The sequence below is a fragment of the Catellatospora bangladeshensis genome (assembly GCF_016862575.1).
GTDB classification, from domain to species: domain Bacteria; phylum Actinomycetota; class Actinomycetes; order Mycobacteriales; family Micromonosporaceae; genus Catellatospora; species Catellatospora bangladeshensis.
Genome location: NZ_BONF01000034.1, coordinates 25,763 through 47,054, shown reverse-complemented (window position 1 = coordinate 47,054; position 21,292 = coordinate 25,763). Strand labels below are relative to the sequence as shown.

14 protein-coding genes are annotated in these 21,292 nt (G+C 73.9%); 3 read left to right on the top strand and 11 right to left on the bottom strand.

Going from position 1 to position 21,292, the window contains the following annotated elements; translation table 11 throughout:
• Positions 1 to 57 precede the first annotated feature (57 nt).
• The 3 genes from Cba03nite_RS27550 to Cba03nite_RS27540 all read right to left on the bottom strand — a co-directional run bounded on the left by Cba03nite_RS27550 (position 58) and on the right by Cba03nite_RS27540 (position 8,485).
• Entirely contained in the window at positions 58 to 2,541 is a 2,484-nt protein-coding gene (locus Cba03nite_RS27550) for a DUF4132 domain-containing protein (protein WP_239126050.1), read from the bottom strand.
• Positions 2,541 to 2,933 (bottom strand): hypothetical protein, encoded by a 393-nt coding sequence (locus tag Cba03nite_RS27545; protein ID WP_239126049.1) that lies wholly within the window; start codon positions 2,931 to 2,933, stop codon positions 2,541 to 2,543. Before Cba03nite_RS27545 ends, Cba03nite_RS27550 begins: the two co-directional genes overlap by 1 nt.
• A 107-nt stretch (positions 2,934 to 3,040) precedes the next feature.
• The gene (locus Cba03nite_RS27540) at positions 3,041 to 8,485 is read right to left on the bottom strand and encodes an ATP-binding protein (protein ID WP_203752114.1); all 5,445 of its coding nucleotides are present in this window, start codon (positions 8,483 to 8,485) and stop codon (positions 3,041 to 3,043) included.
• 270 nt (positions 8,486 to 8,755) lie between these two features.
• On the opposite strand from Cba03nite_RS27540, the gene Cba03nite_RS27535 reads away from it, so the two are divergent.
• A complete protein-coding gene (locus Cba03nite_RS27535) occupies positions 8,756 to 9,592 on the top strand; it encodes an oxidoreductase (protein ID WP_203752111.1) in 837 nt (278 codons plus the stop codon).
• A gap of 5 nt (positions 9,593 to 9,597) precedes the next feature.
• Here Cba03nite_RS27535 and Cba03nite_RS27530 read toward each other — a convergent pair whose 3' ends face one another.
• The 3 genes from Cba03nite_RS27530 to Cba03nite_RS27520 form a co-directional block, all read right to left on the bottom strand.
• Positions 9,598 to 9,864, bottom strand: coding sequence for a hypothetical protein (locus Cba03nite_RS27530; protein ID WP_203752109.1), 267 nt, complete (start codon positions 9,862 to 9,864; stop codon positions 9,598 to 9,600).
• Positions 9,865 to 10,242: 378 nt separating this feature from the next.
• Positions 10,243 to 10,554, bottom strand: a complete 312-nt coding sequence (locus Cba03nite_RS27525; RefSeq protein ID WP_203752107.1) for a hypothetical protein — start codon at positions 10,552 to 10,554, stop codon at positions 10,243 to 10,245.
• Positions 10,555 to 10,755: 201 nt separating this feature from the next.
• The gene (locus Cba03nite_RS27520; RefSeq protein WP_203752104.1) at positions 10,756 to 12,981 is read right to left on the bottom strand and encodes a glycoside hydrolase family 3 C-terminal domain-containing protein; all 2,226 of its coding nucleotides are present in this window, start codon (positions 12,979 to 12,981) and stop codon (positions 10,756 to 10,758) included.
• A 110-nt stretch (positions 12,982 to 13,091) separates the two neighbouring features.
• Between Cba03nite_RS27520 and Cba03nite_RS27515 the strand changes: the two genes are divergently transcribed.
• Positions 13,092 to 13,730, top strand: a complete 639-nt coding sequence (locus Cba03nite_RS27515) for a TetR/AcrR family transcriptional regulator (protein WP_239126048.1) — start codon at positions 13,092 to 13,094, stop codon at positions 13,728 to 13,730.
• Between the two features lie 98 nt (positions 13,731 to 13,828).
• A complete protein-coding gene (locus Cba03nite_RS27510; protein WP_203752101.1) occupies positions 13,829 to 15,523 on the top strand; it encodes a PQQ-dependent sugar dehydrogenase in 1,695 nt (564 codons plus the stop codon).
• Positions 15,524 to 15,567: 44 nt separating this feature from the next.
• Here the strand turns inward: Cba03nite_RS27510 and Cba03nite_RS27505 are convergent, their stop codons facing one another.
• From Cba03nite_RS27505 to Cba03nite_RS27485, 5 genes are all read right to left on the bottom strand, one after another.
• Positions 15,568 to 16,095, bottom strand: a complete 528-nt coding sequence (locus tag Cba03nite_RS27505; protein ID WP_203752098.1) for a GNAT family N-acetyltransferase — start codon at positions 16,093 to 16,095, stop codon at positions 15,568 to 15,570.
• A gap of 178 nt (positions 16,096 to 16,273) precedes the next feature.
• On the bottom strand, positions 16,274 to 19,117 hold the full coding sequence (locus tag Cba03nite_RS27500; protein ID WP_203752095.1) for an AfsR/SARP family transcriptional regulator: 2,844 nt from the start codon (positions 19,115 to 19,117) through the stop codon (positions 16,274 to 16,276).
• A 203-nt stretch (positions 19,118 to 19,320) separates the two neighbouring features.
• The gene (locus tag Cba03nite_RS27495) at positions 19,321 to 19,815 is read right to left on the bottom strand and encodes a DUF4383 domain-containing protein (RefSeq protein ID WP_203752092.1); all 495 of its coding nucleotides are present in this window, start codon (positions 19,813 to 19,815) and stop codon (positions 19,321 to 19,323) included.
• A gap of 41 nt (positions 19,816 to 19,856) precedes the next feature.
• Positions 19,857 to 21,083, bottom strand: coding sequence for a cupin domain-containing protein (locus Cba03nite_RS27490; RefSeq protein WP_203752090.1), 1,227 nt, complete (start codon positions 21,081 to 21,083; stop codon positions 19,857 to 19,859).
• Complete coding sequence (locus Cba03nite_RS27485) at positions 21,076 to 21,282, bottom strand: hypothetical protein (protein WP_203752088.1); 207 nt, start codon at positions 21,280 to 21,282, stop codon at positions 21,076 to 21,078. The genes Cba03nite_RS27490 and Cba03nite_RS27485 overlap by 8 nt, the downstream gene beginning before the upstream one ends.
• Between the last annotated feature and the right edge of the window lie 10 nt (positions 21,283 to 21,292).

The following is a 21,292-nucleotide window of genomic DNA, read 5'->3' as shown; positions in this document are numbered from 1 at the left end:
ACTCGGGTTCCGGTCAAGCCGGGGCTCGCTGTGTGCGGCCCCGGCTCGGGTGGCACGTCAGCGTCGGAGCTGGTGGGTGATGGTGGGGTCGGTGATGGCCGTGTCGCGGGCCAGCAGCATCGCCTTGCTGAGTATCACCGCGAGCACGCGGTCGCCCTCGAACGGCAGGAACACCCCGCCGGACCCGGAGTCGGCACGCTGGTTCGGGACGATGCACAGGTACTGGTCGTTCGGGCTCATCAGGATGTTGCCCGAGCCCAGGTGGATCCGGTAGGTGCGCAGGTCACCGCGTACCACGAGGAAGCGGTCCTCGACGGTGGCGCGGTCGGCGATCGCCAGCCGCGGCACGAGCCGCCGCAGCAGGTCACGGCGGGTCTGCGCGGTCGCGGTCAGCTCGCCGAAGCTGTACGAGGCCCAGTAGTCGGCGAACCGCCCGTCGGGGCCGCCGTCCTGCCAGGTCGGGTCGTTGCCGACGCTGGCGACACCGACGAACAGGTCCACATCGCGCATCACCTCGCTGAACACCAGCGGCGGCACTTGCTCCAGCGGGATGCCGTCGCCGGGCCGGCCGCGCCAGCCCAGGTGGTAGCCGCCGCCACCCGCGTGCGCGCTGTGCTCGGGCGCGTCCGCGGCGTAGAAGCGCACCTGGTCGGTGGCCAGGCGCAGGTACGCGCCGCTCTCGGTGGTGTCGTCGCCGTACTCCTGCCCGAGGCCCTCGACCCAGAACTCGGCGCGCAGACCCCATTCGGGCAGCTCCCGGGTGGCCGGCGGGTACTCGTCGTCGACCATGAGCCGCAGCCGGTTGCGCCAGCCGCGGATGGCGGCCAGCGCATGGAACTGGTGCTGGCGCAGGACGTGCGCGGCGTACCGGTTGGAGTAGGTCCGGGTGTTCTCCTCCGCCGCGGTGAGCAGGTAAACCTCGCGGTGGGCCTGCTTGAACGGCTGCACGACCAGGTCGCGTTCCAGCCGTTCCCGCCACGCCAGCACCTCCTCGACCGGCCTGCCGATCGGGTGCCACAGCCGCACCTCCGCCCCGTCACCCGGGGTCACGGCGGTGCCGTCCACCGTGGTCAGGCCGCCGTCCGACCAGGCGACGGCCTGCTCGCCGACGAGCCAGATCAGGCGGCGGGCGAGCGTGCCCAGCAGCGGGTGGTCGAGGTAGCGGGCGCGCCAGGCCGGGTAGGTCCAGGTGCGCTGGGCCAGGAACTGGCGGTCGAGCCGCTCCGACTGGGCGGTGACCATCTTGTCGATGTCCTTGCCGGCCGCCTTCAGCTCGCGCAGCTCGTCGGCGTGGTCGCGGCGCACCGCGGCGGGCGCCGCCTTCACAGGGTGGCCGTTGGCGGCGAACCAGGTGGTGCGTACGCCGTCGGCGCCGACCGTGGTCTCGGCGCGCACGTCGCCGAAGTGGTCGACGCGCAGGCCGACCTCGGTCAGCCCGTACGTCGGCACGGCCAGCTCCTCGACCTCCGCGCGGCTCAGCCCGAGGGCGGCCGCGCGGGTGTCCAGCGCGGTGTTGAGCTCCTTCAGAGTGCCCTTGAAGGTGACGCGGGCGGCGAGCCGCGCGATCTGCGCCAGCGCGTCGTCGGAGTCGACACGGGCCAGGGTGTGCACGGCCGTGTTGGCGATCTTCGGAGAGCGCGGGCCGACCCCGGCCGCCTTGCGCAGCGAGGTGTCTACGATCGCGCCCAGCAGCCGGGCCAGGTCCGGCTGCGGCGGCAGCAGGCCCGCCAGCCAGATCAGGCCACGCAGCACGGTCGCGTTGACCGGGTCGAACAGCTCGTTGACGTCGCTGTCGTAATGGCGGCGCACCACGGGCCGGGTGCGGGGGCGGCCGACCAGGGACAGCCAGCCGGTCAGCACGACGGCAGCCTTGTCCATGCCGACGGCGTCGAGCAGTGCCCGGCCACGCGCCTCGAACGCCTTAGTGATCTTCGTGGACGTCGCGGTCGCGGCATGCGCGACCAGGTCGTACCACGGCTGCCCCAGCTCCGCCACGTCGGCCAGCACCCGGTCCGACCAGGCCTCGCCGAGGTTGAGCAGCGGCTGGGCGGGGACCTTGGCGAGCAGCGCCGGGAACTCCTTCGGGCGGTAGCTGCCGGTGACCGTGCGGCGCATCATCGCCAGGAAGTCGGCGGGCAGCTCCCGGCCCAGGTCGAGCAGACCCCAGGCGGTGCTGACCAGGCTCGGATCATGGCACATCCACCGCTGCCCCTCTACCTCCAGCACCAGCGCTATTGCGTCGCCGGGGTCAGGTAGGGACAGCCGCCGCACCAGCCACTCGGCCAGCTCGAACAGGTGGTCCGCGCCGGCTGCGCCGCGTGCCGTGCGGGCCTGGTCGAGCAGCTGGCCGAGCAGCTCCTGCTTCCGCGGGCCGGGCAGCGGGTGTAACACGTCCTTGACCGAGGGACCGCCGAATCCCCAGGCCCCGTGGCTCGCCTCGGCGAGGACCACCAGCTGCTCCATGACCGCGACGCTGTCGCCGGAGGTGAGGCGCCGCTTCAGCTCGGCGACCTGCTGCGGGTGCTGCGCCGTCGGTGCCATCAGCCACCCACCAGCGGGACGAGCTTGAGGAACGTGACCTCGGTGTCGCGGCCGAGGTGCAGCTCGGTGTCGAGCTCCTCGACCTGCCGATCGTCGACGAGCACCACGAACCCGTTGCGGGAGAACGCCTCCACGGCCCGCGCGAACTGCTTCTCCGCGTCCACGCGCCGGTGGGTCTTCGCCTCGAGGCCGTTGAGGGCGCGCTCGGTGTCGCCGGGCTGGATCAGCCCGCGGAACACCTCGGCACCGGCCGCGTTGTGCTCGGCCACCTCCTGGAACACCCGCCGCCTGATGATCTCGCGCAGCGTGAGCCGCTCCTCGAAGATCTCCAGATGCCATGCTGTGCCGCGTTCGCCCGCGGTCGTCTCGTCGACGAAGGTCACCGTCACCATGGCCGCGGAGTCTAAAGAGGCACTCCGACAGCGCGGGGCCGTCCGCGAACGAAGCTCCCGCCATGCTGCTGGAACGGCATGGCGGGAGCTTCGGTCAGGTCAGGCGGTCAGGCGAGCCCGCGCTCGATGGCCGCGATGATCTGCGGGCGCAGCTCCTCGGGGCGGACGATGGCGTCGACGGAGCCGACCTGGACCGCCCGCTGGATGCTGTGCACGCCGTCGAACTCGGCCGCGACCTCGCCCAGCTTCTCCGCCCGGACCGTGGCCCGGGTGTCGACCAGCTGCGCGGCCAGGGCCGCCCGCTCGCCGCCGCTCGCGACCGCGACCCGCGCCTCCAGCTCGGACACGCGCGGGTCCTTGGCGGTACGCGTGTCGACGTCCGCGGAGAACACCACGGCCGCCGCAGGGGCGCCGCCGAGCACCGAGGCGAACGAGCCGTCCACGGCCAGCACGGTCATGTTCGGGTTGAGCGCCTTGGAGAACACCACGAACGCGCCGCCGTGGTAGCGGGAGATCACGCAGAACACGATCGGGCCCTGGAAGTTGACGATCGCCCGGCCGATCTCGGCGCCGTACTCCAGCTGCAGCTTGCGCATCGACTCCGGCGAGCCGTCGAACCCGGACAGGTTCGCCAGCACCACCAGGGGCCGGTTGCCGCTGGCGGCGTTGATGGCCCGCGCGGCCTTCTTCGACGACTGCGGGAACAGGGTGCCCGCGGTGTACGTGTCGGGGCCGTCGGTGGGCGGGAACCCGTGCCGCGGCACCGAGCGCGACTCGATGCCGAGCAGCGTCACCGGGATGCCGCCCAGGTGCACGTCCTGCACGACCGCGGTGTCCGCGTCGGCCATGCCCGCCCAGCGCTCCAGGATCCGGTGGTCCTGGTCGACCAGCGCGCGCATCACCGTGCGGATGTCGAACGGCTTCTTGCGGTCGGGGTTGTGCTCCTTGGAGAAGATCTGCCCGACGGTGGTGAAGTCGCTGTCGGGCGCCGAGTGCGGGTACGCCGAGATGTCGCGGTCGGCCGGGTCGGTGGTGACGGCGCGGCGCGGCGCGGACTCGCCGGGGGCGATGTACGCGTGGGCGTGGTGGGCCATCACCACGTCCTGGGCGGCCCGCAGGTCAGGCGCCCAGTACTGGGCCTGGCCGTTGGGGCCCATGACCCGGTCGTAGCCGCCGATGCCGTAGTTGTCCTCGGCCGACACGCCGCCGGAGAAGTCCAGCGACTGCTTGCCGGTGAGCACCATCGCCGAGTCCGGCGTCATCACCAGGATGCCCTTGGTGTGCATGAGCATCGTGGCCTCGGCGTTCCAGTACGGCTGGGCGCCGACGGTGATCCCGGCGATCACGATGTTGATCTCGCCGCCGTCCTGGGTGAACTCGACGATCCGCTTGAGCGCCGCGGCCACCCAGTCCATGTTCTCGGTGCCGGAGCTCATCGAGATCCGGGCACCCGCCGACAGGGCGTACCAGTCGACCGGCACCTGCATCCGCTCGGCCAGGTCCAGCGCCGCGATCACCCGGGCGCACTCGGCCTCGGCCAGCGCGCCCAGCGCCTTGGTCGGGTCGCCGAGCAGCACCACCCGCTGCACGCCCTCGGGGTAGCGCTCGGTCGGGGTGCTCACCACACCGGCGACGATGCCCGCCTTGTTGCGCCCCTTGGGCCGCTCGACCGGCACCAGCGCGCCGGTGTCGTCGAGGTCGTGCTCGGTGAACGTGCCGCCCTTGCCCGCCAGCAGGCCGGTCAGCTCGTACGGGTAGGTGGTGCCGCGGCGGCGGGCCGACAGCACCTTCTGCCGGTAGTCGTCGATCGGCTCGATCGGCTCGGTGGTCGGCGCGGTGACCGACATGCGCATGCCGGTGTCGAGCGAGACCTCGACCGCGACGTCCTCGACCTGGCCGGTGGCGGCGTTGCGCTGGCGGCCGAGCACCAGGACCTGCTCCAGCCCAGCCCCCGCGGTACGCGGCAGCACCCGCTGGATGACGCCGTGCAGATCCTCCTGGGTCAGCTCGCTGGACGGCCAGACGTACAGGGTGATCCGGTTGGTGTCCAGGCGCTTGCGCGCCGGGCGCTGGGCCTGCACGCGGCGGATCGCGTCGAGGCAGCCGTCGAGCATGCCCTCCAGCGCGGGCAGCGCGATGACGCGCCCGTCAGCGTCGCGCAGCGGCGTCAGGTCGCGGACCTGGCCCATCGCGGCGATGCGCTCGTCGGCCGGGTTGCTCGGCGCGACGGCGCGGAAGACGTACACCTCCTCGTCGGCCGAGGGCAGGCGGGTGAGGTTGAAGTTCGCCAGCCGCGGCAGCTGCAGGCGCTGGGCGATCATCGGGTGCAGGCCGCGGATGACCCGGTCCTCACCCTCGCCCGGCCGGAACGTGAAGTGGTGGTGCATCGCGGTGCCGGTCGGCCCGGCCACCGAGACGGTGACCCGCTGCAGCACGTCCAGCAGCCCCGCCTGGTCGATGCTCTGCTGCAGGCTCGCCGCCATCGTGTCGGTGTCGGGCTGGTCGGCCCAGGTCACGTAGACGTCGGCGACGGTGCCGTTGGCCACCAGCGACTTGACCTCCTCCAGGGCCGCGGGCAGCGCGCTGACGTCGGTGGCGGTGGCGATGAGCCGGAAGCGCTCGCCGTCGCGCTCGTGGTCACTGGTGAAGAAGGTGTGGCCCGCCTGCTCGAAGCAGCGGCCCTCGTCGGCGCCGCGGGTGCCGTAGTAGCGGCGGCTGAGCACCTCCAGCATCGGGCCGTTGTCGGCGCCGGGCCGGCCGATGCGCTTGCCGAGCAGCCGGACCAGCGGCTCCGGGGAGGCGACCATCTGCGCGATGCGCTCGGCGCGGTCGGCGGAGTGCGGGTTGCGGTCGAGGTGGCGCAGGTGCGCGCGGACGTCGTTGTAGACCTCGGCGCGCTTGCGGCGCAGCATCGGCTGGGCGGCCCAGCGGAACACGACGCTGCGGGCCAGGTCGCTGACCACCGGGAAACGGACCTGCGTGGCGGAGATCAGGTGCTCCAGCGCCTGGCTGACCATCTCGCGCTGCTCGTCGCCGGGCATCGGGTCGGTCAGCCACTGCCGCAGCAGCGCCACGATCACGGCCACGTCGGCCGAGGACCGCTGCTGCGCCAGGAAGATCCGGAACACGGCCTCTTCCAGCGCGGGCGTACGGTCGAAGCTCTCGATGCCGTAGTGGGCGAGCACCCGCGCCAGCCGCTGCCGGAACGTGTCCGGCAGCCCGGCCCGGTCGACGTCCAGGCTCTGCAGGTAGGCGTGGAAGTACTCGCGCGGGCTGTGCACCCGGGTGTCGGCCCGGCTCTCCTCACCGGCGGGCCGGTTGCGGCTCAGCTCGGACAGGTCGGCGAACACCTGCAGCAGCCCGACCTCGGCCTCGATCGGGCGGTGGCCCAGCTCGGCGCGCCCGGCCAGGTACGCCGACAGGGCGCGGCGCTCGTCGCGCGGGTCGAGGTCGTAGCCCAGCAGCAGGCTGCGCAGGTCGGCGATGCCGCGGGCGACCCGCGCCTCGGCGGACAGGCCGGCCGGCTCCTGCGGCAGGTCGAGGTCGACGGTGTCGGTCTCGGCGGCCTCGGCGGCGCTGTCGTCGCCCACCGGCTCCAGGCGCAGCAGCGGGGCGCCGGTCTCGACCTGGCTGCCGACGGTGACCAGGCACTCGCGCACCCGGGACTTCACCGGCGCGCGCAGCACCGTCTCCATCTTCATGCTCTCCAGCACGAGCACCGGCGCACCGGCCTCGACCTCGGCGCCGACCTCCAGCGGCACGGCCACGACCAGCGCCGGGGCGGGGGAGCGGACCACGCCGCCCTCGTCGCGGCTCACCCGGTGCGTGACGCCGTCGACCTCGACCAGGTGGATCGGGCCGTGCGTGTCGGTGACCAGGCGGAAGCGGCGGCCGTTGACGATGATCCGGCCGGTGTGCTCGTCGAAGCGCTCGACCTCGGCGTCCACCGTGGAGTTGTCGTCGATGCCGACCCGGTAGCGGTGCGGGGCGATCTGCGCGACGGTCACCCGGTAGGCGGTGCCGCGCAGCTTGAGGTCGATCGGGCGGCCGCTCTTGTGCTGCACCTGCGGGCGCCCGCCGTGCGCGGTGGACAGCAGCCGCTGCTGCTCGACCAGCGCCTCGTCCTCGTACGCCTCGATGGCGGCGGCGGCCAGCGCGATGCCGGAGTGCTTGGTGGAGACCAGGCGGCCCTCGGCGCGGACCCGGTCGATCCAGCCGGTGTCGGCGCTGCCGTCGATGACCTCGGGCTGGTCGAGCAGGTCGAGCAGGAAGCTCTTGTTGGTCGCGCCGCCCTCGATGATGACCGTGGTCTCGGCGACGGCCCGGCGCAGGCGGCCGAGGGCCTCCTCGCGGGTGCGCCCGTACGCGATGATCTTGGCGATCATGGAGTCGAAGTCGGCGGGGATGACGTCGCCCTCGGCCACGCCGGTGTCCACGCGGACGCCGGGGCCGGCGGGCAGGGTCAGCCGCACGATCCGGCCCGGCGAGGGGGCGAAGTCGCGGTCCGGGTCCTCGGCGTTGAGCCGCGCCTCGACGGCGTGGCCGATCTCGGTCGGCACGCGGTCGCCCAGCCGGCCGCCCGCGGCGACGTGGATCTGCGCCTTAACCAGGTCGAAGTCGGTGACCGCCTCGGTGATCGGGTGCTCGACCTGCAGGCGGGTGTTGACCTCGAGGAAGGCGAACATCTTGTCGCCGGGGTGGTAGAGGAACTCGACCGTGCCCGCGCCCTTGTAGCCCACGGCCAGGGCGAGCCGCTCGGCGGCCGACTTGACCTCCTTGATCTGCTCGGGGGCGAGCACGGGGGAGGCCGACTCCTCGATGACCTTCTGGTTGCGCCGCTGCACGGAGCAGTCGCGCACGCCCAGCGCCCAGGCGGTGCCCTGGCCGTCGGCGATGACCTGCACCTCGACGTGGCGGGCGCCGGTGACCAGGCGCTCCAGGAAGACGATGCCGCTGCCGAAGGCGCGCTTGGCCTCCAGGCTGGTGCGGTCGTACGCGTCGTCCAGCTCCGCGTCGCTGCGCACCACGCGGATGCCGCGCCCGCCGCCACCGGCGGTCGCCTTCAGCATCAGCGGGTAGCCGATCTCGGCGGCGGCGCGCTTGGCGGCGTCCAGGCTCTCCACGGCGCCGCGGCTCCACGGCGCGACCGGCACGCCGACCTCCTCGGCGATCAGCTTCGAACCGATCTTGTCACCGAGTTTGAGCATGGCCTCGGCGCTCGGGCCGATGAAGGTGACGCCGATCTTCTCGCACAGCTCGGCGAACGCGGGGTCCTCGGCGACGAAGCCCCAGCCGACCCAGGCCGCGTCCGCGCGGGTCTCCAGCAGGGCCCGCTCCAGCAGGGCGTGGTCGAGGTACGGGCGCGCCGAGGCGGGCCCGAGGCAGAAGCTGTCGTCGGCCTCGCGTACGAAGGAGGCGGTGCGCTCTGCCTCGGTGTACAGCGCGATGGTCTCGATCGGCGGCGCCCCTGTCTCGGCGTTGATCTCGCGGACAGCGTGGATCAGCCGCATGGCGGCCTCTCCGCGATTGACGATGGCGATGCGACTGAACACCGGGTATGCCTCCAAGAACCGAACAGGGACCCCATTCAGGGGCGGGGTCCCTGTTCTAAACCTTCGCACTTACTCGCCAGTAGGTAACCGCTGTGCGTATCAGCTCTGCACAGCGAATTTTGTAGAGATCCACCAACAGCGGAGCCCGTCGAAATGGACAATGGACACCATTTCCGGGAAAGTTGCCCGTCCGGTTGGGAGAGATCGCCGATCCCGCCCCGCGACGGCCTCCCTGGGCCAGCCTAGAACCTGAGCGAAAGGGGGACGACCATGGCCAGGACCTGGCTGATCACCGGCACGTCCAGCGGGTTCGGATATGAACTCGCCAAGGCTGTGCTGGCGCACGGCGACAACGTCGTGGCCACCGCCCGCCGCCCGGAGACCCTCGACGAGCTGGTACGCGAACACGGCGAGCGGGTCCGAGCGGTGGCCCTCGACGTGACCGACGCCGCCGCGGCCCGCGACGCCGTGCAGGTGGCCGTCGACGCCTTCGGTGGGCTGGACGTGCTCGTCAACAACGCCGGGTACGCCGTCTCCGGGTCCATCGAGGAGACACCCGACGAGGAGTTCCGGGCGCAGCTGGAGACGAACCTGTTCGGCGTGGTCAACGTGACCAGGGCGGCGCTGCCGGTGCTCCGGCGGCAGCGGCGCGGGCACGTGCTGCAGTTCTCCTCCATCGGCGGGCGCGTCGGCGGCACGCCGGGGCTGGCGGCGTACCAGACCGCGAAGTTCGGGGTGGAGGGGTTCTCCGAGGTGCTGGCCAGCGAGGTCGCGCCGTTCGGGGTGAAGGTGACCATCGTCGAGCCGGGCGGGTTCCGGACGCAGTGGTCGGCGGGGGCCGGGCGCACGGCCGCGCCGGTCGGGGCGGACTACCAGGCCACCGTGGGCAGGTTCCTGCAGTTCCGGGAGTCCTACCAGGGCAGCGAGCCGGGCGATCCGGTGCGGGCCGCGCAGGTCCTCATCGACCTGGTGGACGCCGCCGAGCCGCCCCGGCGGCTGCTGCTCGGCACCGACGCCCTCCAGCGGGCCCGCGAGGCGGAGCACGCCCGCCTCGCCGAGACGGAGGCCTGGGCGGACGTCACCGTCTCCACCGACTATCCGGCCTGAACGGGTCAGCCACGCCCGGACCGGCCGCCGTCGGTGGCCCGGCCCATGATCTGGCCGGGGGTCATCACCAGCGGTTCGTCGGTGGTGGCGGCGCCCTGCACCCGCACCATCGGCAGGCCCCGGGTGCTGTCCACGTCGCAGATGACGCCGCGCGTCGGCTCGCCCAGGTCGACGGTCACCGCGTCGCCGACGCCGACCTGCTCGCCGCTCACCACGATCCAGGTGCCCGCGGGGACGTCGGCGATGCCTTCGTGCTCCGGTTCGTCTGCCATGACGCCGCCCCTCTCCGGGCCGGGGTGACCGCTGTCCGGCCACGACCGTGCCCAACGGGCTGTCAGGCCGCGAGCTGCAGGAGCCGGTAGCACTGACAATCGTTTTCACTAACAGTAGTTTCGCGGTCACGCCATCGGATGTCCAGCTGGAACCGTGGCCGCCGGGGGAAAGTCACCCGGCCGCCCGCATACCCACACCACAGAATCGCCCTGAGCCCCACCGTGGCGCTGACAGCCCGCCGCCGAGCCGGCCCCGCGGCCGCGGCGCCTTGATCGCTCGACTTGCCAGGCACATGGGCGAATGCGCGCGCAAGATACGCCCGCTCGCCAGGCAAGTCGGACGATCAAGCGTGCGGGGCGAGGCGGGTGGGACCCGTGTCAGCGGGGGGTGGGGCGGCGGGTGGAGACGGGGCAGTCGGGGGCGCGGCAGTCGCGGCGGTGGCGGTGGATGCGGAAGTCGTTGGCGCTGATGCGGACCACGGTCAGCCGGGGCCGCAGCGGGCTGCGCCACCAGTACGCGAGTTCCGCGCGGGCGGCCTGCACGGCGTCCTGCTCGGTCAGGCGCGGGGCCACGAACTCGTGGGTATGCAGGTCCGGCCAGTCCCGCCGGACCGCGGCGATCTCGGCGGAGTCGCGCACCCGGCGGCGGATCAGGCCGCCCCAGCCGGTGCCGACGAGCAAGCCGCTCACATGCCCTCCCCCGTCCGGGCCGGTGCCGGCGGCCGACGGTGTGCCGGCCGCCTCCACCCCGTCGCGCGAGGGTGGAGGCGGCCGCACGCTCCCGGCCGGACGGCGCCGGCTGTGTACAAAACAGCCTTATCGCTCGGACCGGGGCGCATGCCCGCTGAGTCGGCTTTCCGTCCCGGACCTCACCCGGGGGAGGTAACGGGCCTACGCGTTCGCCGCCGCGACCAGCTGCTCGATCGCGTCGGGGCCGAAGGTGCTGCCCGGGAACTTGGCCAGCCGGCTCAGCGGCAGGCTGGCCAGGAACAGCGAGACCCCCGGGTCCGCCGCCATCGCCGCCAGCGCGCTGTTGCCGGAGGCGGACGCGGCGAGCGCCTGCCCGAGCACGGCGGCGCCCTGCGGGTCGGCCAGCCACTCGCCCAGCGACGAGTCGCCGGTCAGCGGCGCGCGGGTGTCGTCGCCGGTGACCTCGACCGTCACCGAGGCGCGCAGGTCGCGGGAGGACGCGCCGGCGGCGAGCAGGTACCCGCCGCCCTCGACGGCCCAGCGGCCCAGGCGCGGGTCCCAGTACGCCAGGTCGGCGCGGTCGACGCGGATCACGGCCTCGGCGGTCTGCCCGGCGGCGACGTCGACGACGGTGAAGCCCTTCAGCTCGCGCGGGGCGCGGCGGACGGGCGAGCCGGGCAGGCTCGCGTACAGCTGCACGACCTCGCGGCCGTCCCGGTCGCCGGTGTTGGTGACGGGCACCCGCACCTCGATCACGTCGCCGGACACGGTCGCGGTGGCCTGCCCGTAGCCGAACGTGGTGTAGGACAGGCCGTGCCCGAACGGGTACGCGACCTCCTGCTCGCGGGCGTCGAAGCCGCGGTATCCGGCGTGCAGGCCCTCGCCGTAGCGCACGTGCCCGGCCTCGCCGGGGAAGTCGAGGTGGGACGGGTGGTGGGCGAGCCGGAGCGGGACCGTCTCGGTGAGCCGCCCGGACGGGTTGACCACGCCGAACAGCACGTCGGCCAGTGCGCCGCCGCCGGCCTGCCCGAGCAGCCAGCCTTCGACGAGCGCGGGCACGGCCCGGTCCCAGGGGGAGGTCAGCAGGACCGCGCCGTTGCTGAGCACGACGACGGTGTTCGGGTTGGCGGCGGCCACCTGCTCGACGAGGGCGCGGTGCGCGGCGGGCAGGTCGAGGTCGTCGCGGTCGCGGCCCTCGGTCTCGTGTGCGGTGCCGACGAAGACGACGGCGACGTCGCTGCCGCGGGCGGCCGCGACGGCCTCGGCGAGCAGGGTGTCGTCGGCGGTGCCGTCGGGCTGGTAGCCGGCTGCGAAGACGACCGGCGCCGAGGTGAGCGTGGTGATCTCGGTGAGCGCGTCGTCGAGCCGGGTGGGGTTGATCTGCGAGCTGCCGCCGCCCTGGTAGCGGGGGGTGCGGGCGAACTCGCCGATGACCGCGAGCGAGACCCCCTGCCGGGGCAGGGGCAGCAGGCCGCCGTCGTTCTTGAGCAGGACGACGCCGCGGGCGGCGGCCTCGCGGGCCAGCGCGTGGTGGGCCTGCTGGTCGTAGGTGGCTCCGGGGTCGGCCGCGGCGACGGCCTTGTCGACCAGCGCGAGGACCCGGGCGGCGGCGGTGTCGAGGTCGGCGGGGTCGAGTTCGCCCTGCTCGACGGCCTGGACCAGGGCGCGGTCGCCAGCGTCGTCGGGGCCGGGCATGGTCAGGTCGAGCCCGGCGTGCACGGACGCGACGCGGTCGACCACGGCGCCCCAGTCGGACACCACGAGGCCCTCGAAGCCCCACTCGCCGCGCAGCACCTCGGTGAGCAGCCAGCGGTGCTGGGCGGCGTACACCCCGTTGATCCGGTTGTAGGCGCACATGACCGTCCACGGCTGCGCCTGCCGCACCACCCGCTGGAAGGCGCGCAGGTAGAGCTCGCGCAGGGTGCGCTCGTCGACGTCGGCGCTGACGCGCATCCGGTCGGTCTCCTGGCTGTTGACCGCGAAGTGCTTGAGCGAGGCGCCGACGCCCTGGCTCTGCAGGCCCTGCACCCAGGCGGTGGCGAGCACGCCGGTGAGCAGCGGGTCCTCGGCGTAGTACTCGAAGTTGCGGCCGCCCAGCGGGGTGCGCTTGAGGTTGACGCCGGGCCCGAGCAGCACGGAGACGCCCATGGCGCGGGCCTCGCGGCCGAGCGCGGCGCCGACCCGGCCGACGAGTTCGGCGTCCCACGTCGAGCCGAGGGCGACGGCGGGCGGGAAGCAGGTCGCGGGCTCGCTGGCGCCCAGGTCGAGGTCGGCCCCGGCGGGCTGCTTGCGTACGCCGTGCGGGCCGTCGGTGACCAGGATCGAGGGCACGTCGCCCACGGCGGTGGTGTGCCAGAAGTTGCTGCCGCTGGTCAGTGCGGCCTTCTCCGCGGTGCTCAGGCGGGCCAGGCGCGGGTCGTGGCTCATGCGGGTTCCTCTCCGGGCTTACTTAGTACCTAGTAGGTAGTAGCCATGGGGTAACCTAACCACGGCGATACCGCCGCACAAGAGCCGAGCCGAGGGATGGTGCCGCGACCGTGGCCGACGCCGCGCCGACCTACCGCAGGGACCGCCCCCGCCTGCCCGCCGAGCAGCGCCGCCGCCAGATCATGGAGGTGACGACCCGGCTGATCGCCGAGCGCGGCTTCTGGGGCCTGTCCATGCAGGACGTCGCCGACGGCTGCGGGCTGACCGTGCCGGGGCTGCTGCACCACGTCGGCTCCAAGGACGGCCTGCTCGTCGCCGTGCTCGACCACCGCGACGCCGAGGACGCCCGTTCCCTGGCCGCCGAGCTGGGCCTCGACGAGCGGCAGCTCGCCGGTGGCGACCGGCGCCGGTGGCGGGGCGTCGACCTGCGGCGCATGTGCGCGGCCCTGGTCCGCCGCAACGCCGCGCAGCCGGAGATCGTGCGCCTGTTCGCCGTGCTGGAGGCCGAGTCGCTGACCCCGAGTCACCCCGCGCACGGCTACTTCGTGGCCCGGCAGGACCAGATCCTGGCCGTGTTCACCGAGCTGGCCGAGGGGCTGACCGACCGGCCGGGGTCGCTGGCGCGCCAGATCACGGCGATGATGGACGGTCTGCAGATCCTGTGGCTGCGCGCGCCCGGCTCGACGGATCTGGTGGCCGAGTGGGAGTCCGCCGCAGAGCTCCTCTTCGGACGGCCGGACGGGGCCTGACCAGCGCGTATCCCGCCGGTTTCGGAGGCGGAAAATCCGTTTCCGCAAGGTCGTTCGCGGGTCTGGTGTAAGGGTCCCGGCCTCGCTACATTCCCGACATGACGCCCGTCGCCCCGTCGCCCATCGCCTCCTCCTCGGGTGGCTCCCGGCTGCTCACCGGGTTGCTCGTACTCGCGGTCGTGGGGCTCGCCGTCCTGATCGTCCGCTGGCCGGAGCCGCCGCCGGACGTCCAGCCGCCGACCGCGCCGGGCGGGGTCAGCCTGGGTGAGACGACCTGCCGCTCGGCCGCGGTGAGCTGGGCCGCCTCCTCCGACGACCGCGAGGTCACCTGGTATGCGGTGCTCCGGGACGGGCAGGTGCTCGCCGAGATCGACGCTGAGCACACCTCGGCGGTGATCGAGGCGGCGCCCGCGCAGCAGTGGCAGCTCCAGGTCAAGGCGCAGGACGAGGCGGGCAACGTGTCGCCGCCGAGCGAGACGCTCGTGGTGACGCCGCCGGAGTGCGGATCGGACGCCAAGGCGCCCGCCGCGCCGGGCGGGGTGAAGGCCACGGCCGACGGCACCACGGTCACCATGACCTGGCAGGCGGCCGCCGACGACGTCGGGGTGACGGCGTACGACGTGTTCCGCGACGGCGGCAAGGTCGGCACGGTGGCGGGCAGCGCGGGCGACCGGTTCAGCTTCACCGACTTCGGGGTGCCCCCGGACAGCAGGCACCGCTACCACGTGAGCGCCCGCGACGGGCAGGGCAACCTGTCGGCCCCCAGCGCGGGGATAGAGGTGACCGCGGGCAAGTCCTGCACGATGCTGTGCGAGGTCGGCGTCGTCGCCGAGGACGCCGCGACGGTCTCCGCGCTCGCGCCGCTGCCCGACGGCACGGTGCTGTTCGCGCGGCGTGACCAGCACGAGGTCGTGCTGCTGGATCCGCGCACCGGACAGTCCAAGCCGCTGGGCACGGTGCCGGGCACCGTGGGCACCGGCAACAGCGGGCTGCTGGGCCTGGCCGTCGCGCCCACCTTCGCCAAGGACCGCTGGGTGTACGCCTTCCAGACCACGGCGACGGACAGCCGGATCGTCCGGCTGCGCCTGCGCGCCGCAGGGCTGGACGGGGGCTCGATGGAGTCTCTGGTCGTGGGCATCCCGCGCGGCAAGGTCCACAACGGAGGCGGGCTGCGGTTCGGGCCGGACGGCAAGCTGTATGTCGCCACCGGCGACGCCGGGGTGCCGCGCCTGGCCCAGAACATGGCCGGCCTCGCGGGCAAGGTGCTGCGGTTCAACCCGGACGGCAAGGTGCCGTCGGGCAACCCGTTCGGCGGCTACATCTGGAGTTACGGGCACCGCGATCCGCGCGGCCTCGCCTTCGACGCGCGCGGAAAGCTGTGGATGCAGGAGTACGGCGACACCGTCGAGGACGAGACCAACCTCGTGGTGAAGGGCGGCAACCACGGCTGGCCGATGTGCGAGGGCACCGAGTCGAGGTCGGGCGCCGGATGTGCGTCGTCCAGCCTCGTCGCGCCCAAGTACATGTTCCCGGCCGGGGAGGGCGGCTGCGGCGGCCTGGCCGTGGTGCGCACCGTCGTCTACGTCGCGTGCGCGACCGGTGCCCGACTCTACCGGATCTCGCTCGACGGTGACGACATCGCCGACGTGCAGCCGGTGCTGGTCGGCACCTACGGGCAGCTGTACACGGCCGCGTCCGGCGTGGGCGGCACGGTGTGGATCGCCGCCGGCGGCACCGCGCCGGGCGGCGCCGGCACCCGGTTCCTGCGCATCACGCTGCCGCCGGCGGAGTGACCGCTGCCGGGGCCGGGCCGCCCGCGCGGCCCGGCCTCCGGCGTTCACGCGGTCGGGACCAGATCGATCCAGTAGCGCCGGATCGAGCCGAGCTCGGTGTCCTGGATGTCGTCGAAGACGCCGCCGTTGCGCTCGATGGTGCGGGCCGAGGCGACGTTGTCCACGGCGCAGACCAGCAGCACCCGGTCGACGCCGAGCGCGGCGCGCGCCTCGCCGAGCATCTCGCCCAGCGCCCAGGCGGCCAGGCCGCGGCGGCGTGCGGAGGGGCGTACGCCGTAGCCGATGTGGCCGCGCAGCGGGTCGAACCGGTGCCGCAGGGCGAAACCGCCGAGCACCCGGCCGTGCTCGACGAGCCAGCGGGGTGAGCCGTGCGGCTCGTCCGGGCAGGGCGCTCCGGCGGGGTGGGTGAGCCGGGTCCGCTCGTGCACCCAGGCGGCGAAGCCCTCGGGCGAGTGCACGTCGTCGCCGGGGCCGAGGCCGAAGCCGTCCTCGTGCAGGCCGGGACCCCACTCCTGGTGGCACTCCAGGAACTCGGCATGCAGGCGGGTGGTGGGCAGGATCAGTTCTGGCATGCGGGCCACCGTAGTGACGATGCCGCGGTCCGGCCGCCCGTACACATTCAAGATCAAAAGGGTGCTGGGGCCTTTCCTGCGGCCGAACACGGCACTCTGCTCAGGGGGGATCGAGGGCCGGGGTGGAAGGCGCTCCAGGGTGGGTATGAGGGCGATCACGACATGTCGGCGGCGAGGTCTATCCCTCGTTTGAGGACCTGAGTGTGGTGATCTGCGCCACACTTTCCTCCCCGGTCAGCTCGGCCAGGCGCCGCCGCGCGGGCTCGGCCGCCGCGTCGCCCAGCTCGTCGTAGATCCGCACCGCCCTCCGCCAGGCCTCCACCGCCGCGGGCAGGTCGGACAGCGCCTCCTGCGCCTCGCCGAGCCGGGTGAGGGTCTCGGCCTCGTGAAAGCGGTTCGCCGACTCGCGGAAGCGCTCGATGGACTGCTCGAAGCAGGCCACCGCCTCGGCCGGATCGCCCAGGCGGTGGTACGCGAAACCCAGGCTGTCCAGGGTCGCGGCCTGGCCCACCCGGTCGCCCATCCGCCGCTGCCGGGCCAGCGCCTCCGTGCAGTCGGCCACGGCCTGCACGTAGTCGCCGTTCAGGGCGTGCAGGTAGCCCTTCGTGTTCAGGGCGCGCGCCTCGGCGTAGTCGTTGCCGATCAGCCGGGACACCCGCAGCGCTTCGGCGCTGTGCGCCAGCGCCTCGTCCAGCCGGCCGCGCCGCGTGCACTGCTCGGTGTACTGCCGCAGCACCAGCGCGATGCTGGCCAGGTCACCGAGCTGCCCGTACAGGTCCAGCGCGCGCCGGATGTGGTGCTCGGCCGCGTCGTGGTCGCCGAGCCGCATGAGCGCTCGCGCGAGCATCCGGCTGGCCAGTGCCTGCGCCTCGGTGTCGCCGATGCGTTCGGCCGCGGCCAGCGCCGTCTGCTGGGCGGTGAGCTGGTCCTGGAACAGGCCGCGCGGGGCGAGGTAGGCGGCCAGCGTCCAGGCCAGCTGCCCGGCGTACCGCTCGTGGCCGGTCTCGGCGGCCTGGCGCAGCACCCGCAGCAGCACCGGATGCTCGGCGTTGAACCAGGCCGTGGCCGCGGCCCGGTCGGCGATCGGCACGTACGTGCCCGGCTGCCGGGCGGGCTCGGGCTCGATCGGCGTCCACGTCGGCTGCAGCAGCACGGCGGCGGGGCGGGCGCTGTGCAGGTAGTGGTCGTACATGCGGCCCCGGGCGGCGTGCCGTTCCGCCTCCTGCTCGCCGTCGCGGGCCAGCTCGGCGGCGTACGTGCGCAGCAGGTCGTGCAGGTGGTAGCGCCCCGGCAGGTGCTCGGTGAGCAGATGCAGCCGGGTCAGCTCGCGCAGCGGCGCGCCGATCTCGGCCCGGGACCGCCCGCACAGCGCCGCGGCGGCCGCGCCGGTCAGGTCCGGTCCCGGATGCAGGCCCAGCAGCCGCAGCAGCCGTGCCGCGTCGGGGCTCAGCGCCCGGTGCGACCACGAGAACACCCGGCGGAGGTCGCCGTCGGCCAGGGCGGCGAGCCGGTCCTCGGACGTACGCAGCTGCGCGGCGACGGCGTCGAGCGGGAAGGACGGCCGGGCGGCCACCCGGGCCGCGACGATGGACAGCGCCAGCGGCAGGCGGCCGGTCAGCTCGATCATGTCGGCGACCGCCCCGGGTTCCGCGCTGAGCCGCTCCGGCCCGAGGCGGCCGCGCAGCAGGTTGCGGGACTCCGGCTCGGTCAGCACGTCGAGGGTGAGCGGCCGGGCGGCCTCGGCGGCGGCCAGGCCGGCGAGCTGGTCACGGCTGGTCACCAGGACGGCGCACCGGCCCGCGCCGGGCAGCAGCGGGCGCACCTGGGCGGCGTCGCGGGCGTTGTCGAGCACGACGAGCATGCGGCGGTCGGCGAGCAGGCTGCGGTAGAGCCCGGTGCGGGCGTCGGTGCTGCTCGGGATGCGGCCGATCGGCACCCCGAGCGCCTCGAGGAAGGTGACCAGGGCGTCGGCGGGGTTGACCGCGTCGCCGTCGTCGTAGCCGCGCAGGTTGAGGTAGAGCTGGCCGTCGGGGAAGCGGTGGAGCGTCCGGTGTGCCCAGTGCAGGGCCAGGGTGGTCTTGCCGACGCCGGCCATGCCGCTGACGGTGGCGATGTCCACCCCGGCCGGGCGGTCTGCCGGGCCGGTGAGGAACCCGTCGAGCAGGGCCAGCTCGGCGCTGCGGCCGACGAAGCCCGGCACGGCCAGCGGCAGCTGCTGCGGGCGCCCCGACACCGGCCGCGCTGCCGCGCCGCGGCCGGGACCGGCGGGGTGCGTGTCGAGGCGGTGGTGCAGGACGTCGTCGTGCAGCCGGGTCAGCTCGGGGCCGGGGTCCATGCCCGTCTCCTCCGCCAGCACCAGCCGAGCCTGCCGGAACGCCGCCAGCGCGCCGGACACGTCACCGGTGCGGTAGAGGCCGCGCATGAGCAGCGCCCAGGCGCGCTGGCGCAGCGGATGCCGGTGCAGCAGCGTACGCAGCCCGGCGACCGCCGCCGCCGGCTCGCCGACCGCCAGCCGTGCCTCGGCGTGGTCCTCCTCGGCCAGCAGCCGCCGCTCGGCCAGTTGCGCGACGCGGGCGTCGATGCGCCGGGGCAGGGGAAGCCCGGCGAACGCGGGTCCGCGCCACAGGCTCACAGCGGTGGCCATGGCCGCGGCGGCGCCGCGCGCGTCACCCGCGGCCAGGGCGGCCCGGCCCCGCGCCGCGGCGGCGTCGAAGCGGTCCAGGTCCCGCTCGCCCGGGTCCACCCGCAGCAGGTAGCCGCCGGCCGTGGTGTGGATCCGGCCGTCCTGGCCGCCGTCGAGGGCCTGGCGCAGGCCGCGGACGTAGGTGCGGATGTTGGCCGCCGCGGAGTCGGGCGGATCGCCGCTCCACAGCGCCGCCGTCAGCTCCAGGACGGTCACCGTCTCGCCCGGGTGCAGCAGCAGCACGGCAAGGACGAGCTGCTGTTTCGTCGAGCCGAGCGGGACCGGCCGGCCGTCACGCGACACCGTCAGCGGGCCGAGCAGGTCGAAGTGGACGGGCAAGCTTCACCTCAGCGGGCAGTGCACCGGACGGGCGCGGGGCACCGGTGGTGCGGCGATGTGCACGAATTGTAGGTCCGCCGCCGTACCATCCCGCCACACGTGATCTTTCATATCTCGATCGGTTCGCGGCCGGGTGCCTCTGCCGCGGAAAAGGAACGGGCGGCGGATGGTCGCCCATCCGCCGCCCCGTGCCGCAGCAGTGACTACGCGCCGGACTCCGGGCGCACGGTGAACTTGTCACCGGGCCGGGTGCTGTGGCGCAGGACCTCCTCGGCCGCCGACTCCCGCGGGGTGCCGGTCTTGCCGTAGAGCCCCGCCGTGAGCAGCGCCGTGCCGATCAGCAGGGCCACGACACAGGTCGCCACCTCGAAGTTGAGCACGTTCTGCGGCGTCTGCAGCAGTGCGAGCATGGCCAGGCCGACGAGCAGGAACAGGCCGCCCGCGCCCAGGTTCACCCAGTGGGCCAGGTCGCGCCCGACGATCGCGGCGAGCAGCACCACCCCGCCCGCCAGCAGCGACAGCCAGGCGAACGCCGGGTTCGCCCGCAGGCCGAGCACGTGCGTGTCCGCGCGGTCGAACAGCGGCAGGCCCGCCGTGGCCACCACGCCGAGCACGCCGAACGCCAGAAGGTACGCGCCGCACAGCCCGGCCAGCAGGCGCCAGTGCGGCCGGAGCCGGTGATTGATGGGCAGATGCATGGCATCCGGATCCCCGCTCGCCGGGACGGGCAAACCCGGCCTCAGCCTCCGGCGGGGACCAGGACCGCCTCCCGCAGCAGCCGCCGCACCAGGACCAGCCGGGACTCGGTGTCGTCGAGGCCGGGCAGCTCGCCGACGCGTACGGGCGGACCCGCGAGCACCGCCGCGAGCGCCTCCTGGCAGCCGGCTGGGAACGTCAGCGTCCGGCCACCGGGCAGCTCCAGCCGTCCGTCCACACAGGTGAAGCGCAGCCCGGGGCGGACCCGCACCAGGTCCCCGTCGGTCAGCCCGGCGGCGAACGCGGCCTGCGCGACGGGGCGCACCGGGGCCGGGCGGTGCGCCGTCCACTGCCCGGTGCGCAGGGCCCGGGCGACGTCCGCCGGGTCGGCCTTGCGCGCCATGTCGTGCAGCGCCTCCACCGTCGCGGCCAGATGCGGGGCCAGCTGCGCGGGGTCGGTCAGGTCCAGGCCCAGCGGCAGCCCGGCGCGCAGTTGCGGGTCCGCGCACGCCAGGTCGAGCAGAGCCTGCGCGATGGTGTACCGGGTCGGGCGGCGCAGGCCCAGCGTGATGTGCAGGCTGGTCGCGTCGACCGCGGCGGCGGCGTGCAGCCAGCCGCGCGGCAGGTACAGCAGCTCGCCGGGCGACAGCACGTGGTCCAGGTGGGCCGGGCCGGACGCCGTCGCGGCGACCTCGTCGGCGAAGCCGCCCCAGGGCTGGCGTTCGAGCGGATCGGGCTGCACGGGCTCGTGGACCCGCCAGTGCTTGACACCCGCGACCTGCAGCACGAACACGTCGTGGGTGTCGTAGTGGGTGGCGAAGCCCTGGTTGCCGGCCGGGGTCAAATAGGCGTTGGCCTGCACCGCGCACCCCAGCTCCGCGGAAAGGTCCAGGCAGAACTCCTGCAGCGGCGGCCAGATCCGGTGCAGGCCCTGCAGCACCAGCGTCGCCCCGGCGGACAGCAGGTCCAGCACCCGGTCGTCGCGCACCTGGTCGCCCACCTCGGCGCCCAGCCCGCCGCCGCCGGTGAACCGCGCGGCGGGCACCAGCTGCCCCTCGTGCGCCACGCGCAGGAACGGGGTGCGCAGCCCGCGGACGCTGAGCAGCTCGTCGACCGCGTCGAGGTCCAGCAGGTCGGCGAAGCCGCCCGTGTCCCGCAGCAGCGGCCGCTGTCCCCAGTACGTCCGGGCGAAGCCGTCCGGGTCGCCCACGCAGCGCCGCAGCGCCGGGCTCGGCGAGCCCGGCGCTGCGTACCCGAGCAGCTCAGGCACCGCCGTCTGCTCCTCCGTCGTGCTCGTCGGCGTCCACGCTGTCACCGGCACCGGCGTCCTCCGGACCCTCGGTCTCCGCGCCGCCGTCCGCGCCGCCGTCGTGCTCGCTCGGGTCGGCCGGCTCACCGGCGCCCGCGTCGGCCGGACCCTCACCGCCGGGTCCCTGCGAGGCGACGATGTCGTCTTCGTTGAGTCGCATGATGTCCTCC

Coding starts and splice junctions, on each gene's coding strand:
- Cba03nite_RS27495 (WP_203752092.1), bottom strand. CDS start 19,815: ATGCATCTGCCCATCAATCACCGGCTCCGGCCGCACTGGCGCCTGCTG.
- Cba03nite_RS27485 (WP_203752088.1), bottom strand. CDS start 21,282: ATGCGACTCAACGAAGACGACATCGTCGCCTCGCAGGGACCCGGCGGT.
- Cba03nite_RS27550 (WP_239126050.1), bottom strand. CDS start 2,541: ATGGCACCGACGGCGCAGCACCCGCAGCAGGTCGCCGAGCTGAAGCGG.
- Cba03nite_RS27530 (WP_203752109.1), bottom strand. CDS start 9,864: ATGGCAGACGAACCGGAGCACGAAGGCATCGCCGACGTCCCCGCGGGC.
- Cba03nite_RS27545 (WP_239126049.1), bottom strand. CDS start 2,933: ATGGTGACGGTGACCTTCGTCGACGAGACGACCGCGGGCGAACGCGGC.
- Cba03nite_RS27535 (WP_203752111.1), top strand. CDS start 8,756: ATGGCCAGGACCTGGCTGATCACCGGCACGTCCAGCGGGTTCGGATAT.
- Cba03nite_RS27520 (WP_203752104.1), bottom strand. CDS start 12,981: ATGAGCCACGACCCGCGCCTGGCCCGCCTGAGCACCGCGGAGAAGGCC.
- Cba03nite_RS27505 (WP_203752098.1), bottom strand. CDS start 16,095: ATGCCAGAACTGATCCTGCCCACCACCCGCCTGCATGCCGAGTTCCTG.
- Cba03nite_RS27510 (WP_203752101.1), top strand. CDS start 13,829: ATGACGCCCGTCGCCCCGTCGCCCATCGCCTCCTCCTCGGGTGGCTCC.